Source organism: Neisseria weaveri (genome assembly GCF_900638685.1).
In the GTDB taxonomy this organism is placed as follows: Bacteria; Pseudomonadota; Gammaproteobacteria; order Burkholderiales; family Neisseriaceae; genus Neisseria; species Neisseria weaveri.
The window spans coordinates 145,808-165,323 of the sequence record NZ_LR134533.1 but is presented as its reverse complement, the minus strand read 5'-3'; the positions used below and the strand labels follow the sequence as shown (position 1 = coordinate 165,323).

Sequence of the window (19,516 nt, the reverse complement as noted above, 5' to 3'; positions counted from 1 at the left end):
TTATGAAAAACCAAAAACTAGAACTCACTTGGATAGGCAAGCACAAGCGTCCTAAGTTGGAAGCCCGTATTTTATTGGAAGAGGCAGATAAGTCTTATCATGCCAAGGTGCGGTCGGAAAAGGATGTTTTTGATAACCGTCTGATTTTTGGCGATAACCTGCTCGCGCTTAAGGCCTTGGAGCAGGAATTTACCGGGAAAGTGAAGTGTGTGTTTATTGATCCGCCGTATAACACCGGTAGTGCCTTTACCCATTATGACGACGGGCTGGAGCATTCGATTTGGTTGGGGCTGATGCGCGACCGTTTGGAGATTATCAAACGCTTGCTTTCGGATGACGGTTCGCTGTGGATCACGATTGATGACAATGAAGCGCATTATTTGAAGGTGCTTTGCGATGAGATTTTTGGGCGGGGGAATTTTGTTGCAAATGTGGTTTGGCAGAAAAAATATGCTGCTACAAATGATTCTAAACAATTTAGTTCTGTCCATGATCATTTATTGGTTTATGCGAAATTAAGTGATAATTGGCGACCAAATTTAGTACCAAGAAGCGAAGAATTGAACAGCAAATATGTTAACTGGGATAATGACCCTAGAGGACCTTGGTATCCTACCAATCTATCGGTTAAAACGTATTCCGCAGCAAATGACTATGAAATTATTTCTCCTGCTGGTTTAAGTTTTCGCCCACCACCAACACGATCATGGGTTGTTTCCAAACAGAAATATGAAGAACTTTTAGCTGATGGCAGGATTACCTTTGGTAAAAAAGGAGACTCTAGACCGTACAAAAAAACTTTCTTATCTGAAGTACAACAGGGTGTTGTGCCTATCACTATTTGGGAGCATGAATTTGCGGGACACAACATTGGCGCAAAATCCGAAATGAGAGCGATGTTTGGTAATCGCAACGATCTTTTTGATACGCCAAAGCCAGAACTGTTACTTTCTAGGGTAATGCACATTGCCACCAACCCCGGCGATCTTGTCCTTGATTCCTTCGCCGGTTCCGGCACCACTGGCGCCGTTGCCCACAAAATGGGACGCCGCTGGATTATGGTGGAACTGGGCGAACATTGCCACACCCATATTATTCCGCGTCTGCAAAAGGTGATTGACGGCACTGATCAGGGTGGGATTTCCAAAGCGGTCAATTGGCAGGGCGGCGGCGGTTTTCGTTATTACCGTTTGGCACCAACGCTGATTATTAATGATCGCTGGGGCAATCCGATTATCAACCCCGACTACAACCCTGAAATGCTTGCCGAAGCGCTTGCCAAGTTGGAGGGCTTTACTTATAGGCCGTCTGAAACGCATTGGTGGCAGCATGGCTATTCCAGCGAGTGCGATTTTATTTATGTGACCACGCAGAGTTTATCTGCCGAGCAGTTGCAGGCATTGTCGGACGAAGTGGGCGAAGGGTGCAGCCTGTTGATTTGCTGTTCGGCATGGCGCGGTTTGACGGCTACTCAGGCGGCGGAGCGTTTTCCCAATCTCACTTTAAAGAAAATTCCGAAAATGATTTTGGCGCGCTGTGAATGGGGGCATGACGATTACAGTTTGAATGTTGCCAATCTGCCCTTTGCCGAAGCCGAACCCCTGCCTGAAAAAACGGATGACCAGAAGCTGCCTGTGAAAGCGAAAAAGGGCAAAAGGCTACCTGAAGAGCAAGAGGGGCTGTTTGACGGGGAGGAACAATGACGCAGGATGTACAGGTTTCACAGGGTGAATTTTTACTTTACCAAACGGAAGATGCGCAAACACGCATTCAGGTGAGGTTTGTGGAAGGCGGACTTTGGTTGTCGCAAGCGCAGATGGCAGAGCTGTTTCAGGTTTCAGTCAGAACCATCAGTGAGCATTTGGGCAATATTTTTGATGAAGATGAAGTTGACCCCGAACGAACTATCCGGAAATTCCGGATAGTTCAAATCGAGGGCAGTCGGCAGGTTCGCCGCTTGATTGATCATTATCATTTGGATGCTGTTTTGGCAGTTGGTTACCGGGTACGTTCGCATCGCGGTATGCAGTTTCGTCGTTGGGCAACCGAGCAGTTGGGTCATTATTTGGAAAAAGGTTTTCTGCTGGATAGCGAACGCTTCAAGGCAGGCAAGGATGAAGCGTATTTTGAAGCTTTGTTGGCGCAAATACGTGATATTCGTTCTTCGGAAAAGGTATTTTGGCGCAAGGTGCTGGATATTTATGCCACCAGTATCGACTACGATCCTAATACGGAAACGTCACGGCAGTTTTTCGCTACCTTGCAAAACAAGATGCACTGGGCGGCACACGGGCATACGGCTGCCGAATTGATTATGCTGCGTGCCGATGCCGAGGCACCTTATATGGGGCTGACCAATTGGGATGGACAAGGCAAGGGAAAACCGGTGCGTAAGGCGGATGTGGGCATTGCCAAGAATTATTTGAATGCCGAAGAACTGGAGGTGCTCAACCGTATCGTTACCGCTTATATCGAAGTGGCCGAGTTGCAGGCACAGGCGCGGCAGCCGATGTATATGACAGACTGGGCAAATGAGTTGGATAACTTTTTGCGCCTGACCCGCAAAGAGGTTTTGACCCATGCAGGCAAAGTATCGGCAGATGCCGCGTTGGCGCGGGCGCAAGCGGTTTATGAGCAATATCGGGCGCAACAAAGCAGGCTGCCTTCACGGGCTGAGCAGGATTTTGAACGTGCGATTGTCGAGCCGGTTAAGCAGCTTGAGCGTACGCGTAAACAGGTGCTGCCTAAAAATAAGGGTAAAAAGAATGAAACATAAGCAAATAGGCCGCCTGAAAACGCTGTTTGTGCCGCAACATGCTGCACAAGAAAAAGCGGTTGCTCGAAATTTGCGAGTAACTCACGACATCAATATCTATGCAGCTAGCCAAAATATTGGCATAACTGCCAAGTGCGGAACGACATCATGACTACAAGAATTCAACACCATATCAACGGCCGCTTGTCGCTGCGTGCGCCGCAAGCACACAGTTTGGCGAAGTTAAAGCAAGCATTGGATGCCGCGCCGCAAATACTCAAGCATGAACGTGATGTGGCGGCAGTTTTGGAAATCTTAAAGGGTGAATTTGCCACTTTGCAGGAGTTTGAGCGAGAGTTTCCGTCTTTATGTTTTGCGCTGGCAACAGGTGTGGGCAAAACCCGCTTGATGGGGGCGTTTATCGCTTATCTGCATTTGGCGCACGGCATCAACAATTTTTTTGTGCTGGCGCCCAACCTCACTATTTACAACAAGCTGATTGCCGACTTTTCGCCCAATACGCCCAAATATGTGTTTAAGGGGATTAGTGAATTTGCTCTTCATCCGCCACGGGTGATTACCGGCGAAGATTACGAGCGGCAGGATATTGCCTCCGGCGACTGGATAACGGAAGTACGGATCAACATTTTCAATATCGCCAAAATCAACTCTGAAGTGCGCGGCGGTAAAGAGCCGCGTATCAAGCGGATGCGCGAAGTGCTGGGCGACAGTTATTTCAATTATTTGGCCAATTTGCCCGATTTGGTGCTGTTGATGGACGAATCGCACCGCTATCGGGCGCAAGCGGGTATGCGGGCGATTAATGAATTGAAACCGTTATTGGGTTTGGAGTTGACCGCTACACCTTTTGTGGAAACAGGAAAAGCACCGCAGCCTTTTAAAAATGTGATTGTTGATTATCCCCTTGCGCGCGCGTTAGAAGATGGTTTTGTGAAAGTGCCGGCGGTGGTAACCCAGCGCAATTTCAATGCTAAAGACCATACACCCGAAGAAATTGAGAAAATCAAATTGGAAGACGGCGTGCGTGTGCATGAAAACACCAAAGTAGAGCTGCTCACTTATGCGCGCGAAAACGGTGTAAAGCCGATTAAGCCTTTTATGCTGGTGATTGCCCGCGATACCACGCACGCGGCTGCTTTGCTTGCCTTGATAGAGTCGGAAGCTTTTTACAGCGGGCGCTATGCAGGCAAAGTGATTCAGGTGGATTCGAGCAAATCGGGCAAAGATGAAGAAGAAATGATTGCCCGGTTGCTGGCGGTGGAAAGCGTGGATGAGCCAACCGAGATTGTGATTCACGTCAATATGTTGAAAGAAGGTTGGGATGTTACCAATCTTTATACCATTGTGCCGCTTCGTGCTGCTAATGCCCGCACTTTGATTGAGCAATCCATCGGACGCGGTTTACGTTTGCCTTATGGAAAGCGTACTGGTGTGGAGGCGGTGGATAGGCTTAATATCATCGCCCATGACCGTTTTCAGGAAATTATTGATGAAGCCAATCAGGGCGATTCGGTGTTGCGTTTGCAGCAGGTTATTTTGGAAGCACCCAGCCAAGATGATGAAAAGGTGAGTGTTCGGGTAGCTAGCACCATGGAGGTGCATTTGGGGCTGGCTGATGGGCCGTCTGAATTTATTCCTGCACAAGAATCACAATCTTATCAATCCGTTTTTACCAATGAAAATGAAAAGCGAATTGCCCGCGTGGTGATGGAGGTGGCGGCACAATATGGCCGCAGACCTGATGATGCGCCGACTTCGCAAGCATTATTGCAATCAGATATACAGGCGCAAATTACCGCCGAGGTGCAAAAACGCCTGCAACCGGCGCAGGGCGAATTACCGATGGAAAATACGCCGGATGTGGCAAATATTGTTGCCAAAACCACAAAGGTGATGGTGGATAACAATATCGATATTCCGCGCATTACCGTTGTGCCAAGCGGCGAGGTGAGCACGGGATTTCATCCGTTCACTTTGGATGCCAGCGGGTTGCGTTTACAACCGAGCGAACGGGAAATCACCATTCACAATCTGCACACTAACGAGCAAACCAGCTTGGCACGGGAAATGGGGCTGACTGAAAAACGCCCTGAAGATTATATCGTTCACGCACTAATCGATTTTGACGATATTGATTACTTTACCCAATCCGAGCTTTTATATGACTTGGCGGGGCAGATGGTGGCGTATTTGCACAGTTATTTAAGTGGAGAAGAAGCCCTGAATGTGCTGGACAAAGAACGTTGCCTGATTGCCCGTGAAATTCATGCACAAATGGCTGCGCACTTTTGGGAAAAAGCCGCCGGCTACGAAGCCAGGGTTAGCCAAGGCTTTAGTCCGCTCAAACCCTGCGCCTATACCGTGGTTGCAGGCGAGCCTGTACATGCGGTGCGCGATACCGTGGCGGATAAAACGCGCATCAAACATATGTTGTTCGGCCATTTCAAAAAATGTCTGTATCCGTTGCAAAAATTTGATTCCGACACCGAACGTCGCTTTGCCGTTATTTTAGAGCGCGACGCACAAAAATGGTTTAAACCTGCCAAAGGGCAGTTTCAAATAGATTACAAACTGGGTATGGAGCAAAAAGAATATTTGCCTGACTTTGTGGTGGAGACGGAGGATTGTATTTTGATGGCGGAAACCAAGGCGCGTGCTGATTTGAATACGCCGGAAGTGCAAGCCAAAGCCCAAGCGGCAAGCACATGGTGCCAACACGCATCCGATTACGCCAGCCAACACGGCACGAAAGCGTGGCGTTATCTGTTGATTCCTCATGATGAAGTGAGTGAAGCCAAAAAATTGGCGGATTTTTTGCGGTTTGAGAAACAGGCCGTCTGAAAATAGCTAATGTATCGCAGCCTTCGGGCTGCGTGGGTTGAAACTAAAGTTGATAGTTTAAAGTGAAAGTCAGCCGCCTTCGGGCGGCTGTGTGTAAAAGGAGCCAGCATGGCAAACAAAATACGCTTACACATCTGGGGCGACTACGCCTGCTTTACCCGCCCTGAGATGAAGGTAGAGCGTGTCTCTTACGATGTGATGACGCCCTCAGCGGCGCGAGGGATTTTGGCCGCAGTGCATTGGAAGCCGGCGATTCGTTGGGTGATTGACCGCATTCATGTATTGAAGCCGATTCGCTTCGAGTCGGTGCGGCGCAATGAGTTGGGCAGCAAGATTTCGGCCAGTAAGGTCAGCGGGGCGATGCGGCGCAAGAGTGTAGAAGATTTGTATGCGCTGATTGAGGATGACCGTCAGCAGCGCGCGGCGACGGTGTTGAAAGATGTGGCCTATGTGATTGAGGCACATGCGGTGTTAACTGCGCGGGCGGGCGAGGGCGAAACGATTGCCAAGCATATCGAGATGTTTAAACGCCGCGCCGCAAAAGGGCAGTGCTTCCAGCAGCCTTGCATGGGCGTGCGCGAGTTTCCGGCGCATTTTGCGTGGGTGGATGAGGATTCGCTGCCGAAGTCGGCGCTACCTGAAAACGAGCGCGACCGCGATTTGGGCTGGATGTTGCACGATATTGATTTCGACGGTAGCAATCTGCCGCACTTTTTCCGTGCGGAGATGAAAAACGGGGTGGTTGAAGTGCCGCCGTTTTTTGCTGAGGAGGTGAAAAAATGATTTTGACCTCTCTTGCGCGTTATTACCGCCGTTTAGCCACTGAAAACGATGTGGCGGGTAATCCGAAAGTGCCGCCTTATGGGTTTAGCGAAGAAAAAATCGGCTGGGTGCTGGTGTTGGATTCAGACGGCCTGTTGGTGGATGTGGTGCCGCATCTCACAGGCGACAAAAAGCCGCAGCCGCGCTTGATGAGTGTGCCGCGTCCTGAAAAGCGAACGTCAGGCGTGAAGCCCAATTTTTTGTGGGACAAAACCGCCTATGCGCTGGGCGTGGAAGCCAATAAAGACAAGGCTACTGCCAAAGAACAGCCATTTGTGCCGTCTGAAAAAACCTTTGCCGCTTTCCGTGAGCTGCATTTGGAAGCTCTGAAAGACACGCAAGACGAGGGCTTGCTGGCCTTGCGCCGTTTTTTGGAACGCTGGCAGCCCGAGCAATTTGCCCATCCGCCATGTTTGCCTGACATGCTCGATGCCAACGTGGTGTTCAGATTGGACGGCACGCGCGGCTATATCCATCAGCGCGAAGCGGCACAGGCATTGTGGGCAGGCCGTCTGAAAAACGATGAAGCGGAGCAGGGTTTGTGTTTGGTAAGCGGCGAACAAGCACCGATTGCGCGGCTGCATCCGGCGATTAAGGGCGTGTTCGGTGGGCAGAGTTCGGGCGGCTCGATTATCTCGTTCAATAAAGAATCGTTTACTTCTTTCGGCAAAGAGCAGGGTGCGAATGCGCCGGTGTCGGAAGTGTCTGCCTTTGCCTATACCACCGCACTCAATTACTTGCTGCGCCGTGAAAACGGCCATTGCCTGACCATCGGCGATGCCAGCACCGTTTTCTGGGCAGAAGCCGCCACGCCCGAGCAAGCTGAGGCAGCGGAAGGTTTTTTTGCCGCCGCGATGACACCGCCCGACGATGAGCAGGAAAACCAGAAAATCTTCGATGTTTTGGCGCAAGTGGTCAAAGGCCGCCCGCTTCGGGAAATCGATCCGAATTTGGACGACCAAACCCGTTTTTATATTTTGGGTTTGGCACCCAATGCTTCGCGCATTTCCATCCGTTTTTGGCTGGATACCACGTTTGGCAAGCTGGCGGAAAATATCAAAAAACATCGCGATGATTTGTCGATTAACCCGCCTGTATGGGGTGCAAAACCGCCTTCCGTTTGGCGGATATTGCTGGAAACCACGCCCAAGCGCAAAGGAGCCGACGGCCGTCTGAAAAAGTCGGAAAGCAAAGACATTCCGCCGCAATTGGCAGGGGAATACATGCGTGCCATCTTAACGGGCAGGCATTATCCGCAAACCATGCTGTCGCGCATGATTGGCCGTATCCGCTCGGACGGCTTCATTAGCGGCCTGCGGGTAGCGGTAATTAAATCGGTTTTAAAACGTAACAATTTATGCAAAGAGGAGTTTGATATGGGGCTTAATGAAGAAACTCAAGACATTCCGTACCGCTTGGGGCGTTTGTTTGCCATTATCGAATTGGCGCAATCATCTGCTTTGGGGGAGTTGAATGCCGGTGTGAGAGATAAATTTTACGGCGGTGCTTCCAGTTCGCCGCACAGCACTTTCCCCTTGCTTTTGGATAATTACCGTACCCACATCTCCGGCTTGAGAAAAGGTAAAAAAGCAAAATGGGTAACAGGAGATTCTAAAAAACTGGCCAATTGGCTGGAAAACAAAGTTGGGGAAATTGTCAGCGTTTTTGATGCTGAAACCCCGTTCCCCCGCCATTTATCGCTGGAAGAACAAGGCCGTTTTGTCATTGGTTATTACCAACAGCGGTTCAAAAAATACAGCAAGCAAGAAGGTGGAGATGTTCCTGAAGACATTGAGCTGGCCAATCATTTGAAGACAGAATCTGATTCTGAAGACGAATAAATCCAAGGAGATAAAGTGATGAGTATCCAAAACCGCTACGAATTCGTGTTTTTCTTCGACGTAACCAACGGCAACCCCAATGGAGACCCCGACGCCGGCAATATGCCGCGCCTCGACCCCGAGTCCAGCAAAGGCTTGGTAACCGATGTGTGCCTGAAGCGCAAAATCCGCAACTTTGTGGAGCTGGCCAACGAAAACCAAGCGGGCTATGAGATTTACGTGAAAGAAAAAAGCGTGCTCAACCTGCAAAACAAACGCGCTTATGAAGCCCTCGGCATCGAATCCGAAGCCAAAAAGCTGCCCAAAGACGAAGCCAAAGCCCGCGACATCACCGCATGGATGTGCAAAAATTTCTTCGATATCCGTACCTTCGGTGCAGTGATGACCACTGAAGTCAACAGCGGCCAAGTGCGCGGCCCCGTGCAGCTCGCCTTCGCCCAATCCGTCGACCCCATCGTGCCGCTGGAAGTCTCCATCACCCGCATGGCCGTAACCAACGAAAAAGACCTCGAAAAAGAACGCACCATGGGGCGCAAATACATCGTCCCCTATGCACTCTATCGTGTGCACGGCTTCGTTTCCGCCAACCTTGCCGCCAAAACCGGCTTCTCCGATGAAGACCTGCAACAGCTGTGGAACGCCTTAAGGCTCATGTTCGAGCACGACCGCTCCGCCGCCCGTGGTGAAATGGCCGCCCGCAAACTCATTGTTTTTAAACACGACAGCGCACTCGGCAACGAACCCGCGCATAAACTGTTTGAAGCCGTCAAAGTCGAGCGCATCCACGGCGAAAGCGGCACACCCGCTGCTGCATTCAGCGATTACCGCATTAGTGTGCATTCAGACGGCCTCAAGGGGGTAACCGTAGAAGAACTTCTGTGATAAAAATTCTCATAATAAGCGCTTATTAATGGTAAAAACACACTATATAAAGCGCTTAATATAGATGTTTTTTACCGCAATAAGCGCTTATGAATGAGAAAAAATACCATGATAAGCATCCCGCTCTCCGCCCTGCAACACTACGCCTTTTGCCCGCGCCAGTGTGCCTTGATTCATAACGAACAAGTATGGGCGGAGAACTATTTGACCGCACAAGGCAGCGCTTTGCATGAGCGGGTGGACGGCGGCGAGCCGGAAACGCGCAAGGGCGTGCGCTTCGAGCGCAGCGTGCATGTGTCGGCGGAAAAATTGGGTGTGCACGGCGTGTTGGATATGGTCGAGCGCGATATTCAGACAGGCCGTCTGAAGCCCGTCGAATACAAACGCGGCAAACCCAAGCCCGAGCCGTTCGATGAAATCCAGCTCTGCGCCCAAGCCCTGTGCCTGGAGGAAATGACCGGGCAAACGGTGGCAGAGGGCGCATTGTGGTACATGCAAACCCGCCACCGCGTGCCGGTGGTGTTTTCAGACGGCCTCAGGGCGGAAACGCTGGACGTTATCCGCAATGTGCGCGAACTACTGGACAGCGGTACCACCCCGCCGCCCGAATACGGCAAACGCTGTAAAGCCTGTTCGTTGATTGAGGTTTGCCAGCCGAAGTTGGTGGAGAAGGATAGGTCGGTGGGGTATGTGGCGGGGTTGTTTAGAGTGGAATAAGGTAAATGTTACTTCTATTTTAAATAGGATAATTAAATGAATAAAAAGCCTATTAATTTATGGTTAGAAAAACTGTCTCTGTGGGGAATAGTAGCGTTACTTGTGATGTCTATAATTGTTCCTTTGTTATTTCAAGAAAATAATATGTGGACTAGTTTATCGTCAAATATTGGGATAGCTCTTTTTTCAGCTCTATCTATATCTAAATTTCTGCAAAAGGAAACTAAGGATTTCATATTTAATGAAATACCACTTCTTCAAAAAGCTAATGAAGTTGGAATTGCCTCTATTTTAGAAAATGGAAGTATCGAATCACTTGATTTTAAAGAATCAAAAGTATTTATTATAGCCATGAATGATGGAAAGTTTTTCATTACGCAGAATGCTGAAAATTTATGTAATAGATTTGAAAAAGAAGGTATGACCACTACATTTATTTTGTTAGATGGGGAATCTGATGCAGCTAAACTTCTGTGTCATGCTAATGGTAAAGATGATATTAATTCATATAAGAATAAAATTGATCAAGCTGTCAAGGAGATAAAAAATTTTTCAGATAGATATTCAAAGCATAATTTTGAAATTTATATGTACTCAAAAGGTTATTTTAGATCGTCAATAATATTAACTGATAGTAAAGCGCTAGTTGGATTATATAGAAATTCGCCTGGGAAAGGTAAAATACCGTTACATATTTTAATATCCAAATCTGGTAGTGAATTTGACGCAATAAAAAATGACGTTATGCAGTTAAAAAGTTTATCTAGACCAGTACAGGTTGTAGAAACTATAAATATAGCTCAACAAAATGCTGATATTCTAAGCTAAGTATGTAGTTGGTGTAGGTCGGATACTCGTATCCGACAAATGTTTGATATTTTCGTTGTCTCAAATTATTGCGATAAATTTGAAAATGTCGGATTCAAGAATCCGACCTACCCTGTTTCAGGTAGCCTAAGCATCAATCCCTAAGAGTGCGCTCAAAATCCGAGGAGTTTTTATCATGCGCAAACTGCAAAACACGCTCTATATCACCACCCAAGGCAGTTATCTGCATAAGGAGCGGGAAACGCTGGTGGTGGAGCAGGAGCGCAAGAAGGTGGCGCAGTTGCCGGTGCATGCGATCGGGCATATATTTTGTTTCGGCAATGTGCTGGTGTCGCCGTTTTTGATGGGTTTTTGCGGCGAAAACAATGTGAATTTGGCGTTTTTTACCGAGAACGGGCGGTTTTTGGGGCGTTTGCAGGGGCGGCAGAGTGGTAATGTGTTGTTGCGGCGGGCGCAGTATCGGCAGTCGGAGCAGAATCCTGTGCCGATTGCGCGGCATATTATTGCGGCGAAGATTCAGTCGGCCAAGCGGGTGTTGCAGCGGCGTTTGCGTAATCATGGCGAGCATGCGGAGGTGTTGGCGGCGGTAACGGCGTTGAATTTTTCTTTGCAGCAGTTGAAGCGGGCGGAGTGTTTGGACAAGGTTCGCGGGATTGAGGGCGATGCGGCGGCGCGTTATTTCGGCGTGTTCCGCCATTTGCTGCGCGAAAACAGCGGTTTTGCTTTCGATGGACGCAACCGCCGACCGCCGCGTGACGGGGTGAATGCGCTGCTGTCGTTTGTGTACAGCATTTTGGGCAAGGACATCAGCGGCGCGCTGCAAGGCGTGGGTTTGGACCCGCAGGTGGGTTTTCTGCACGCCGACCGCCCGGGGCGCGACAGTTTGGCGCAGGATATTCTGGAGGAGTTCCGCGCGTGGTGGGCGGATAGGCTGGTGTTGAGCCTGATTAACCGCGGGCAGATTAAGCCGCAGGATTTTGTTGCCGAGGCGGGCGGGGCGGTGAATATCAAGCCGGAGGCGCGCAAGCTGCTGTTTCAAACCTTGCAGGCGAAAAAGCAGGAAAAGATTGTGCATCCGTTTTTGCAGGAGGAAGTGGCCGTCGGCCTGCTGCCGCATATTCAGGCCATGCTGCTGGCGCGGCATCTGCGAGGGGATTTGGCGGAATATCCGCCGTTTTTGATGCGTTGAGTTTTTCAGACAGGCATCTTCAGACGGCCTTTCCGCTTATATTTGAGGCCGTCTGAAAAAGAAATAAGGGAAAATGGCGTGTTGATGTTGATTACTTATGATATTTCGCTGGAAGGCGCAGATGGGCAGGCGAGGCTGCGGCGCATCGCCAAGCATTGCCTGGATTACGGCGTGCGCGTGCAATATTCGGTATTCGAGTGCGACGTAACGCCTGATCAGTGGGTGAAACTCAAAGCCAAGCTGCTCGACACCTACCAGCCCGAAACCGACAGCCTGCGCTTTTATCATCTGGGCAGCAAATGGCGGCGCAAGGTGGAACACCACGGCGCGAAGGCGGCGGTGGACGTGTTTCAGGATACGCTGATCGTGTGAATCGCTAACCCGTGGTTCTCATGAAAATGCGGGGTGGTTAGCGATGCAGGATTGTTCTTTAACAATCAGGACATTAGGAAAGCGGGTGTGGCGGAATAAGGCTGTGTTATACTCGCTTTTCGCGTTTTCGGAGAGCTTTAGCGAATCAGGGCCGTGCAAGCCTTGATGGATAAAGGTTTCCGAGAAGGCTACAGCCGCCTTCGGGCGGCTGTGTGTTGAAACCCTGTTAATCATTGCTGATATACGGGAATCTTCACAGCCGCCTTCGGGCGGCTGTGTGTTGAAACCGCCAGTCAAGACACCATCTAAAAAGGCGCCTGCACAGCCGCCTTCGGGCGGCTGTGTGTTGAAACTTATCCGCTTTGTACGTATCCAGTCTGCGAGCTGTACAGCCGCCTTCGGGCGGCTGTGTGTTGAAACCGGTGCTGCCGTTTGGAACAAAAAAGAATGCATGGAACAGCCGCCTTCGGGCGGCTGTGTGTTGAAACTTTTTGCATAAGCGCGGTTTTGAGTCCTGCGCAACAGCCGCCTTCGGGCGGCTGTGTGTTGAAACTGTTTCCTTTATCGGATTCGGGGTTATCAACAGGGACAGCCGCCTTCGGGCGGCTGTGTGTTGAAACCCCGATGCCGTTTTTACCGCACCCTGAAGCAGGGACAGCCGCCTTCGGGCGGCTGTGTGTTGAAACCAGTGCATTTTGATTGAGTTTCACAAAATAATCACACAGCCGCCTTCGGGCGGCTGTGTGTTGAAACATTTTTTACACATCCATAAATGAACAATTGGAAATTACAGCCGCCTTCGGGCGGCTGTGTGTTGAAACATCACTTCGGCCACGCCTTGACCAATGCTTTATGCCAACAGCCGCCTTCGGGCGGCTGTGTGTTGAAACAGCATGAAGGCTTCAGAAGCAAGCCCTACCGCGATACAGCCGCCTTCGGGCGGCTGTGTGTTGAAACCAGACGGAAACAGCATATCAGGTTCATCAGATTTACAGCCGCCTTCGGGCGGCTGTGTGTTGAAACCGTTGGTTGTTGTCTTGCCATGTGTGTATAATAAGACACAGCCGCCTTCGGGCGGCTGTGTGTTGAAACCTGTATTTCTCCGCCAGTGTTTCGGCGGATTTCATACAGCCGCCTTCGGGCGGCTGTGTGTTGAAACCCCTATAAGACGGAAATCACGTTTTCGGAAGTGCCACAGCCGCCTTCGGGCGGCTGTGTGTTGAAACCCGCAGGTAGGTTCTTGCAAGACTTCGCAGGCCGTGACAGCCGCCTTCGGGCGGCTGTGTGTTGAAACCCCATATTTCCAGCCGAACTTAGTAAAATTAAGACAGCCGCCTTCGGGCGGCTGTGTGTTGAAACCATTCCGATGACGCATTTTCTGACTTTGTTTGCCACAGCCGCCTTCGGGCGGCTGTGTGTTGAAACATCAAACGGCACCACAGGCCGCCAACTGTCGCGCACAGCCGCCTTCGGGCGGCTGTGTGTTGAAACCACTTTATTGATGCGCTTGCATCCGATGATAGGGTACAGCCGCCTTCGGGCGGCTGTGTGTTGAAACCGGAAATGTCGGAAAGTTCGTTTTCCATGCGCCCACAGCCGCCTTCGGGCGGCTGTGTGTTGAAACGAGCCTGCCGTGTCTGCAAACAAGGAAAAAGGCATACAGCCGCCTTCGGGCGGCTGTGTGTTGAAACAAAACTGAAGAAACGGAGTATTCAGCAACATTCAGACAGCCGCCTTCGGGCGGCTGTGTGTTGAAACGTGTTGAGTTAACAGAAGCTGAAACAAAAGAGCTTACAGCCGCCTTCGGGCGGCTGTGTGTTGAAACCAGCATTTTTTGAAAACGTATATCGTCAACAGGACAGCCGCCTTCGGGCGGCTGTGTGTTGAAACTCTTCATTCAGCTTTTTAACCATCGCCGCGGAGGACAGCCGCCTTCGGGCGGCTGTGTGTTGAAACGACAAAATCAAGGCATTGCGATTTTGCCAAGCCTTTAAACAGCCGCCTTCGGGCGGCTGTGTGTTGAAACTCCGTTTCGGGGTTAAAAAACTGTGCCGACGCTGCCACAGCCGCCTTCGGGCGGCTGTGTGTTGAAACCTGCATCAAGACGGGACGGCTGCGGACTTGGAAGACAGCCGCCTTCGGGCGGCTGTGTGTTGAAACAGTGCCGAATAAATGGCGGATGGCATGCGGATGAACAGCCGCCTTCGGGCGGCTGTGTGTTGAAACAAAAAGATAAAGATAAATAAAGCTAGGAAAAAGAGAAACAGCCGCCTTCGGGCGGCTGTGTGTTGAAACATTTTCCATACTCCGAATCCATGATTTTTCTGACGAACAGCCGCCTTCGGGCGGCTGTGTGTTGAAACACGGTGGGTATCCAAACCCGCGATGAGGCGGTTGAACAGCCGCCTTCGGGCGGCTGTGTGTTGAAACATAATCAGGCTCCCCTTGATTGTCATCCCAAATACAAACAGCCGCCTTCGGGCGGCTGTGTGTTGAAACTTTGTTGACGTAAAACAAAAGAATAAGCAGAACGAACAGCCGCCTTCGGGCGGCTGTGTGTTGAAACAAACAGCAGATACATAAAAGGCTTAAGCATGGAACTTACAGCCGCCTTCGGGCGGCTGTGTGTTGAAACCTGAAATTGGAACACAATACATTGACCGTTTTACAGCCGCCTTCGGGCGGCTGTGTGTTGAAACTCAAGAGCAGAAAGAACTTTTTGCAAAAGCCTTAGACAGCCGCCTTCGGGCGGCTGTGTGTTGAAACAAAGCAAGAATCAGGCTTGTATAAATTGCAAGTTACAGCCGCCTTCGGGCGGCTGTGTGTTGAAACATGTCGTCATAAACGCTGAATGTATTGTTGCTTAAACAGCCGCCTTCGGGCGGCTGTGTGTTGAAACATGGTTTTGGCCGTCTGAAATGAGACAGCAATCTATTGACAGCCGCCTTCGGGCGGCTGTGTGTTGAAACAAAGTCATAGAAATAATCGGCATTCGTAATTAATACAGCCGCCTTCGGGCGGCTGTGTGTTGAAACGTGTTGTTTGGCTTTTTCTGTTGCACGTTGCTGTACAGCCGCCTTCGGGCGGCTGTGTGTTGAAACGGCTAATGCTTCGTAATATGTGCCTGTTGCTTCACAGCCGCCTTCGGGCGGCTGTGTGTTGAAACTTCGGCCAACGGCAGATGCGGATTGGCCGCAATCAACAGCCGCCTTCGGGCGGCTGTGTGTTGAAACTTGGTCAAGGACTTCGGTGTCTCTCATCGTCAAAGACAGCCGCCTTCGGGCGGCTGTGTGTTGAAACTGTATCTCTCCCCTGAAACGGGCGATATCGGACATACAGCCGCCTTCGGGCGGCTGTGTGTTGAAACCGGCAGGAACTTTGATATTTTCTTGATATTCTGGTACAGCCGCCTTCGGGCGGCTGTGTGTTGAAACATGGCAGAGCCAGTGTGTTTTATCAGGCTGCTATGACAGCCGCCTTCGGGCGGCTGTGTGTTGAAACGACAGCTTTGGAACATCGGCTTTGTATTTCAGAGTAAACAGCCGCCTTCGGGCGGCTGTGTGTTGAAACATGGTCGATTTGGGATTTGAATCAGATGAAATCGTACAGCCGCCTTCGGGCGGCTGTGTGTTGAAACTCGTGCAGGTTTGTTGATAGACTTTCCGTTTACAGACAGCCGCCTTCGGGCGGCTGTGTGTTGAAACGAGAGCGATTTGGAACATTGATTTAAAACACATACAGCCGCCTTCGGGCGGCTGTGTGTTGAAACATTCTGAAGGGCACGCTGGTAAATATTTTTGAAACGCACAGCCGCCTTCGGGCGGCTGTGTGTTGAAACTACAAAAGGTGTCGGGTTGCTGTCGATTGTGCCTACAGCCGCCTTCGGGCGGCTGTGTGTTGAAACACGGACACGAATATGCTTTTATTGGTTGGAACGAACAGCCGCCTTCGGGCGGCTGTGTGTTGAAACGGCTAATGCTTCGTAATATGTGCCTGTTGCTTCACAGCCGCCTTCGGGCGGCTGTGTGTTGAAACTCTTCATTCAGCTTTTTAACCATCGCCGCGGAGGACAGCCGCCTTCGGGCGGCTGTGTGTTGAAACTTCGGCCAACGGCAGATGCGGATTGGCCGCAATCAACAGCCGCCTTCGGGCGGCTGTGTGTTGAAACCCATCCAATTTCCCGATACAACCCGAGACAATTTAACAGCCGCCTTCGGGCGGCTGTGTGTTGAAACTGAAATTGCAGAACCAGCATTTCCGCCAGTCAAGAACAGCCGCCTTCGGGCGGCTGTGTGTTGAAACAGGTTTTAGCCCCCGATCCCTTTATGGACGGTTTACAGCCGCCTTCGGGCGGCTGTGTGTTGAAACACGGATACCGACGGCAGTGTAACATCGCGCGCGTTTTGTCACCATTTAGCGATTTTTTTGTCACCACCCGACAAACAAACTGGTGACAAAAAATCCGCTAAAACAAACCCCGTTTAAAGATAGGTTAAACGGGGTTTTTAAACGCCTAAAGTTTGTACACCAGATTATCCTCGTATGAGGCATATTTGCTGACCTTAGCCTGCACGGTTAGCCGGGTAGAGTGATCAAATACATGCCAATTATCCAGCTGCATAGACACGACCGCATCAATATAGTCGATAAACTCCGACCGCGTAGAGCTGAAAAACAGATATGGCGGGCGTACAAGATTGACAAGTTTGAGGTAATCAACCAAGCCGAAGCGGCCGTCTTGAGCATAAGCCGCTTGTGTAGTGGATAAATAGGGCGGATCAAGCACCAACAATGCTTGCGGGTCGTCGGAAAACTGCGGAATCAACGTCTCGTAAGACTGGCGGATTATCTCCAAGCCGTCCAAGTAGTCATCGGCAACCGGATAATCGGAGAGCGGCAAATTAAAGTACCACTCGGAGCGATAAAACCTCTCTAAATTTGCCGCTTGGCGGCCGCTAAATAAAAACCAAGATGCTAAAACCACATGGCATTTGTAGCCGTCAAAGCGCTCTATCTCCCCGATTATGACTTGTTTGACGTCATCGGGTATACGTTGCTTTTTGACGTAGCCCGCAAGGTAGCCGGAGATTAAACGGCGTAAACGATTGATGTCAGGTATGGCCTTAACCCTTGCTGCGTAGTTATCAAAATCATTATAGATAACACGGGCATCAGGCTTAATGCGCTTGGCTACATGAGCCAACAGCCCGCTGCCACCGAACACATCAACAATATTCCAGCCGGATCCGCTACCGGGTATCTTATCCAAGACCCCTAAATAATGCTTAATAAAATTACGTTTTTGCCCCACAAAAGGGAGGGGCGCCTTAGCGTGGTACTTAGGCATCATATCGACCTCCGGCACTCTTAAAGGTGCTCGCAAACGGTTAATAATGATGCTCCGGACACTCTGCTTGATAACTAACGGAAAGTGCTAATCTTTTTGCAACGATGGCACTTGATTTGAATACTGCCGCTGCCTTTAGCCAACAATTTGCCGCAGGCAGGACAGCGCAACTCGCGATAAAAAATCATACTGCATCTACTTAAGTAAGTTATAATCCCCGCCGCTTGTACAAGCAAGGCGGCCTTGATGTCAATGCAGGCTTAATCTGCTTTGGCTGGCGTGTCGGTGCTGCGAACACCGGCACGCCGCCGTCCCTCCTTATCTCTATCCCTACACGTCCGCTCCCTCTCTAACGGTCAAATGCACCACATAATCCACATCAATGCTCTCAAACTTGAAATTGGACCGGATTTGTACGCTGCTGCCCGTCAAATTACAGTAATTAAGCTCCAAAAAGCTCACGTTTAAAGACTTGTGCACGATCTGATAGCTCAACTCCGGCTGGGTATAGCTGTTAGCAAACTGTACGGTTGTCCACGGATAACCGCCGTTGGACCACACATCCTGCCGCAAGTGGATACGCTCCATCTTGGGCTTGTTGAGCCGGCCGCGCAGCTGCTGGATATCCGCCTCCAACGCCGCAATCTTGGCCAGCTGCGTCTCCACCGCCTCAATACGCTGCTGCAATTGGGCGACCGCCTCGGGATTGCCGACTTGGTTGCCGGCCAACGCCGCCCGCTGCAACTCGCGCAATTGCGTCTCCAGCTGCTGCACACGCTGATCCAGCGCGGCAATCTCCGAGCTGCTCACTTGGCCGCCCGACTGCAATTGCCGCAAGCGCTGCTCCAAGTCGGATTGGGCTTGGCGGATCAGCTGTTTGCACTCTTCAATGGCACTCGATTGCGCCTTATCCGCCAACTGCTGCTTAAGGCTGGCCAGCTCGACCGCCAGCACTTCCGCCTGCTGCTTGCCGCTCTCCAAAGCCTGCAATCTGGCCTCCAAGCCGCCCGATTGGGCCAAGGCCGTCTCGACCGCCGCCAATTGTCGGCGGATTTGGCCGACATCGGCATTGCCGGTTAACAAGGCTTGCTGCAGTTGCGTCTGCAGCTGCTGCACCGTATCCAACAACCTTGCCACCTCGGGACTCTCCTCGGCATCGGCCACGGCCGCGCCCAGCTCGTCCAACCGCCGCTCGACGGCGGCAATACGCTGCTCCGCATCCTCCGGCGACAAGCCCGGCAAAATACTGATTGGCGGCTCACCCGCCGACAACAACACCGCCTCACGGCGCACGCTGCCGCCTTCGCCAAGCCGGTCGGATACCGGCGTAACAGACTGGCTGATGGTGACCGTGCCCTTGGCAATCGTTTTGACCACGCCGCCCCAAATGGCGCGCATATCATAATTACCCAGCTGCCACGTCAAGTCATGGGTAAGCCGGGAATCAAACAACACCTCGACCACCTGACCGCGCACCGTCAGCTTAGGCTTAAGCACTTGGCCGCCGTTGCCCGGCACAATATCCATCACCACCGTAGCACCCCCCACATCGCCCAAGCCCGACAGCACAAACTCAAAATAATGGGTGTCGCCTCTATATAAGTTGAGATTTTTAACCGGCGGCATGATTACTCCTTAAAATGCCCGTGCATATGCCGCCGCACGCGCTCGCTGTTGTACGCACCGCGGCAATGGTCGGCCTGCCAAAAAAACAGGGCATTGACCGCGCACTTGGCCGCGCGCCAACGTCGGCGCGGCTTGTCCGCCAAAGTGCTGTTGCGGTATATGCGGCTGCTTAGCGTCTCGTCGGCAAACCCGCCCAACACCGCATTAAGCATCTGGTCGGCAGAGATGGCGACTTGGTAGGCATAAGCCGCCACATCCAAAGACAGCTTACGCAT

At 51.0% G+C, this 19,516-nt stretch carries 15 protein-coding genes and 1 CRISPR repeat array; of the genes, 11 read left to right on the top strand and 4 right to left on the bottom strand.

Features of this window, described 5'->3' with window-relative positions; genetic code table 11:
* Window positions 1–2: 2 nt before the first annotated feature.
* The 11 genes from EL309_RS00835 to cas2 all read left to right on the top strand — a co-directional run bounded on the left by EL309_RS00835 (window position 3) and on the right by cas2 (window position 12,268).
* On the top strand, window positions 3–1,703 hold the full coding sequence (locus EL309_RS00835; RefSeq protein WP_004284058.1) for a site-specific DNA-methyltransferase: 1,701 nt from the start codon (window positions 3–5) through the stop codon (window positions 1,701–1,703).
* Window positions 1,700–2,776 (top strand): virulence RhuM family protein, encoded by a 1,077-nt coding sequence (locus tag EL309_RS00830; RefSeq protein ID WP_004284057.1) that lies wholly within the window; start codon window positions 1,700–1,702, stop codon window positions 2,774–2,776. Before EL309_RS00835 ends, EL309_RS00830 begins: the two co-directional genes overlap by 4 nt.
* Entirely contained in the window at window positions 2,766–2,927 is a 162-nt protein-coding gene (locus EL309_RS10630) for a hypothetical protein (RefSeq protein WP_004284056.1), read from the top strand. The genes EL309_RS00830 and EL309_RS10630 overlap by 11 nt, the downstream gene beginning before the upstream one ends.
* Window positions 2,924–5,617, top strand: coding sequence for a DEAD/DEAH box helicase family protein (locus tag EL309_RS00825; RefSeq protein ID WP_004284054.1), 2,694 nt, complete (start codon window positions 2,924–2,926; stop codon window positions 5,615–5,617). Before EL309_RS10630 ends, EL309_RS00825 begins: the two co-directional genes overlap by 4 nt.
* 108 nt (window positions 5,618–5,725) lie before the next feature.
* Entirely contained in the window at window positions 5,726–6,400 is a 675-nt protein-coding gene (gene cas5c, locus EL309_RS00820; protein ID WP_040669839.1) for a type I-C CRISPR-associated protein Cas5c, read from the top strand.
* Window positions 6,397–8,280, top strand: coding sequence for a type I-C CRISPR-associated protein Cas8c/Csd1 (cas8c, locus tag EL309_RS00815; RefSeq protein ID WP_004284051.1), 1,884 nt, complete (start codon window positions 6,397–6,399; stop codon window positions 8,278–8,280). The genes cas5c and cas8c overlap by 4 nt, the downstream gene beginning before the upstream one ends.
* An 18-nt stretch (window positions 8,281–8,298) precedes the next feature.
* Entirely contained in the window at window positions 8,299–9,162 is an 864-nt protein-coding gene (cas7c, locus tag EL309_RS00810; RefSeq protein ID WP_004284050.1) for a type I-C CRISPR-associated protein Cas7/Csd2, read from the top strand.
* 108 nt (window positions 9,163–9,270) lie between these two features.
* Window positions 9,271–9,879, top strand: a complete 609-nt coding sequence (gene cas4 / locus EL309_RS00805) for a CRISPR-associated protein Cas4 (protein WP_050793676.1) — start codon at window positions 9,271–9,273, stop codon at window positions 9,877–9,879.
* Window positions 9,880–9,915: 36 nt separating this feature from the next.
* Window positions 9,916–10,707 carry a hypothetical protein gene (locus EL309_RS00800; RefSeq protein WP_004284048.1) on the top strand — a complete coding sequence of 264 codons (792 nt, stop codon included), beginning with the start codon at window positions 9,916–9,918 and terminating at the stop codon, window positions 10,705–10,707.
* Between the two features lie 175 nt (window positions 10,708–10,882).
* Window positions 10,883–11,896 carry a type I-C CRISPR-associated endonuclease Cas1c gene (cas1c, locus tag EL309_RS00795; RefSeq protein ID WP_004284046.1) on the top strand — a complete coding sequence of 338 codons (1,014 nt, stop codon included), beginning with the start codon at window positions 10,883–10,885 and terminating at the stop codon, window positions 11,894–11,896.
* 78 nt (window positions 11,897–11,974) lie between these two features.
* Window positions 11,975–12,268 (top strand): CRISPR-associated endonuclease Cas2, encoded by a 294-nt coding sequence (gene cas2 / locus EL309_RS00790; protein ID WP_004284045.1) that lies wholly within the window; start codon window positions 11,975–11,977, stop codon window positions 12,266–12,268.
* Window positions 12,269–12,458: 190 nt separating this feature from the next.
* Window positions 12,459–16,636: direct repeats of the CRISPR family, unit length 32 nt; unit sequence ACAGCCGCCTTCGGGCGGCTGTGTGTTGAAAC.
* Window positions 16,637–16,781: 145 nt separating this feature from the next.
* On the opposite strand, the gene EL309_RS00785 is transcribed toward cas2, so the two are convergent.
* The 4 genes from EL309_RS00785 to EL309_RS00770 form a co-directional block, all read right to left on the bottom strand.
* A complete protein-coding gene (locus tag EL309_RS00785; RefSeq protein ID WP_004284594.1) occupies window positions 16,782–17,618 on the bottom strand; it encodes a hypothetical protein in 837 nt (278 codons plus the stop codon).
* Between the two features lie 71 nt (window positions 17,619–17,689).
* On the bottom strand, window positions 17,690–17,803 hold the full coding sequence (locus EL309_RS00780) for a Com family DNA-binding transcriptional regulator (RefSeq protein ID WP_004284595.1): 114 nt from the start codon (window positions 17,801–17,803) through the stop codon (window positions 17,690–17,692).
* 142 nt (window positions 17,804–17,945) lie between these two features.
* The gene (locus EL309_RS00775) at window positions 17,946–19,241 is read right to left on the bottom strand and encodes a hypothetical protein (protein WP_004284596.1); all 1,296 of its coding nucleotides are present in this window, start codon (window positions 19,239–19,241) and stop codon (window positions 17,946–17,948) included.
* 2 nt (window positions 19,242–19,243) lie between these two features.
* The gene (locus EL309_RS00770; protein WP_004284597.1) at window positions 19,244–19,516 is read right to left on the bottom strand and encodes a hypothetical protein; all 273 of its coding nucleotides are present in this window, start codon (window positions 19,514–19,516) and stop codon (window positions 19,244–19,246) included.

What these genes read in the sequence shown, in the direction of transcription:
- EL309_RS00835 (WP_004284058.1), top strand. Translation starts at nt 3, where the DNA reads ATGAAAAACCAAAAACTAGAACTCACTTGGATAGGCAAGCACAAGCGT.
- EL309_RS00830 (WP_004284057.1), top strand. Translation starts at nt 1,700, where the DNA reads ATGACGCAGGATGTACAGGTTTCACAGGGTGAATTTTTACTTTACCAA.
- EL309_RS10630 (WP_004284056.1), top strand. Translation starts at nt 2,766, where the DNA reads ATGAAACATAAGCAAATAGGCCGCCTGAAAACGCTGTTTGTGCCGCAA.
- EL309_RS00825 (WP_004284054.1), top strand. Translation starts at nt 2,924, where the DNA reads ATGACTACAAGAATTCAACACCATATCAACGGCCGCTTGTCGCTGCGT.
- cas5c (WP_040669839.1), top strand. Translation starts at nt 5,726, where the DNA reads ATGGCAAACAAAATACGCTTACACATCTGGGGCGACTACGCCTGCTTT.
- cas8c (WP_004284051.1), top strand. Translation starts at nt 6,397, where the DNA reads ATGATTTTGACCTCTCTTGCGCGTTATTACCGCCGTTTAGCCACTGAA.
- cas7c (WP_004284050.1), top strand. Translation starts at nt 8,299, where the DNA reads ATGAGTATCCAAAACCGCTACGAATTCGTGTTTTTCTTCGACGTAACC.
- cas4 (WP_050793676.1), top strand. Translation starts at nt 9,271, where the DNA reads ATGATAAGCATCCCGCTCTCCGCCCTGCAACACTACGCCTTTTGCCCG.
- EL309_RS00800 (WP_004284048.1), top strand. Translation starts at nt 9,916, where the DNA reads ATGAATAAAAAGCCTATTAATTTATGGTTAGAAAAACTGTCTCTGTGG.
- cas1c (WP_004284046.1), top strand. Translation starts at nt 10,883, where the DNA reads ATGCGCAAACTGCAAAACACGCTCTATATCACCACCCAAGGCAGTTAT.
- EL309_RS00785 (WP_004284594.1), bottom strand. Translation starts at nt 17,618, where the DNA reads ATGATGCCTAAGTACCACGCTAAGGCGCCCCTCCCTTTTGTGGGGCAA.
- EL309_RS00780 (WP_004284595.1), bottom strand. Translation starts at nt 17,803, where the DNA reads ATGATTTTTTATCGCGAGTTGCGCTGTCCTGCCTGCGGCAAATTGTTG.
- EL309_RS00775 (WP_004284596.1), bottom strand. Translation starts at nt 19,241, where the DNA reads ATGCCGCCGGTTAAAAATCTCAACTTATATAGAGGCGACACCCATTAT.
- EL309_RS00770 (WP_004284597.1), bottom strand. Translation starts at nt 19,516, where the DNA reads ATGCGTAAGCTGTCTTTGGATGTGGCGGCTTATGCCTACCAAGTCGCC.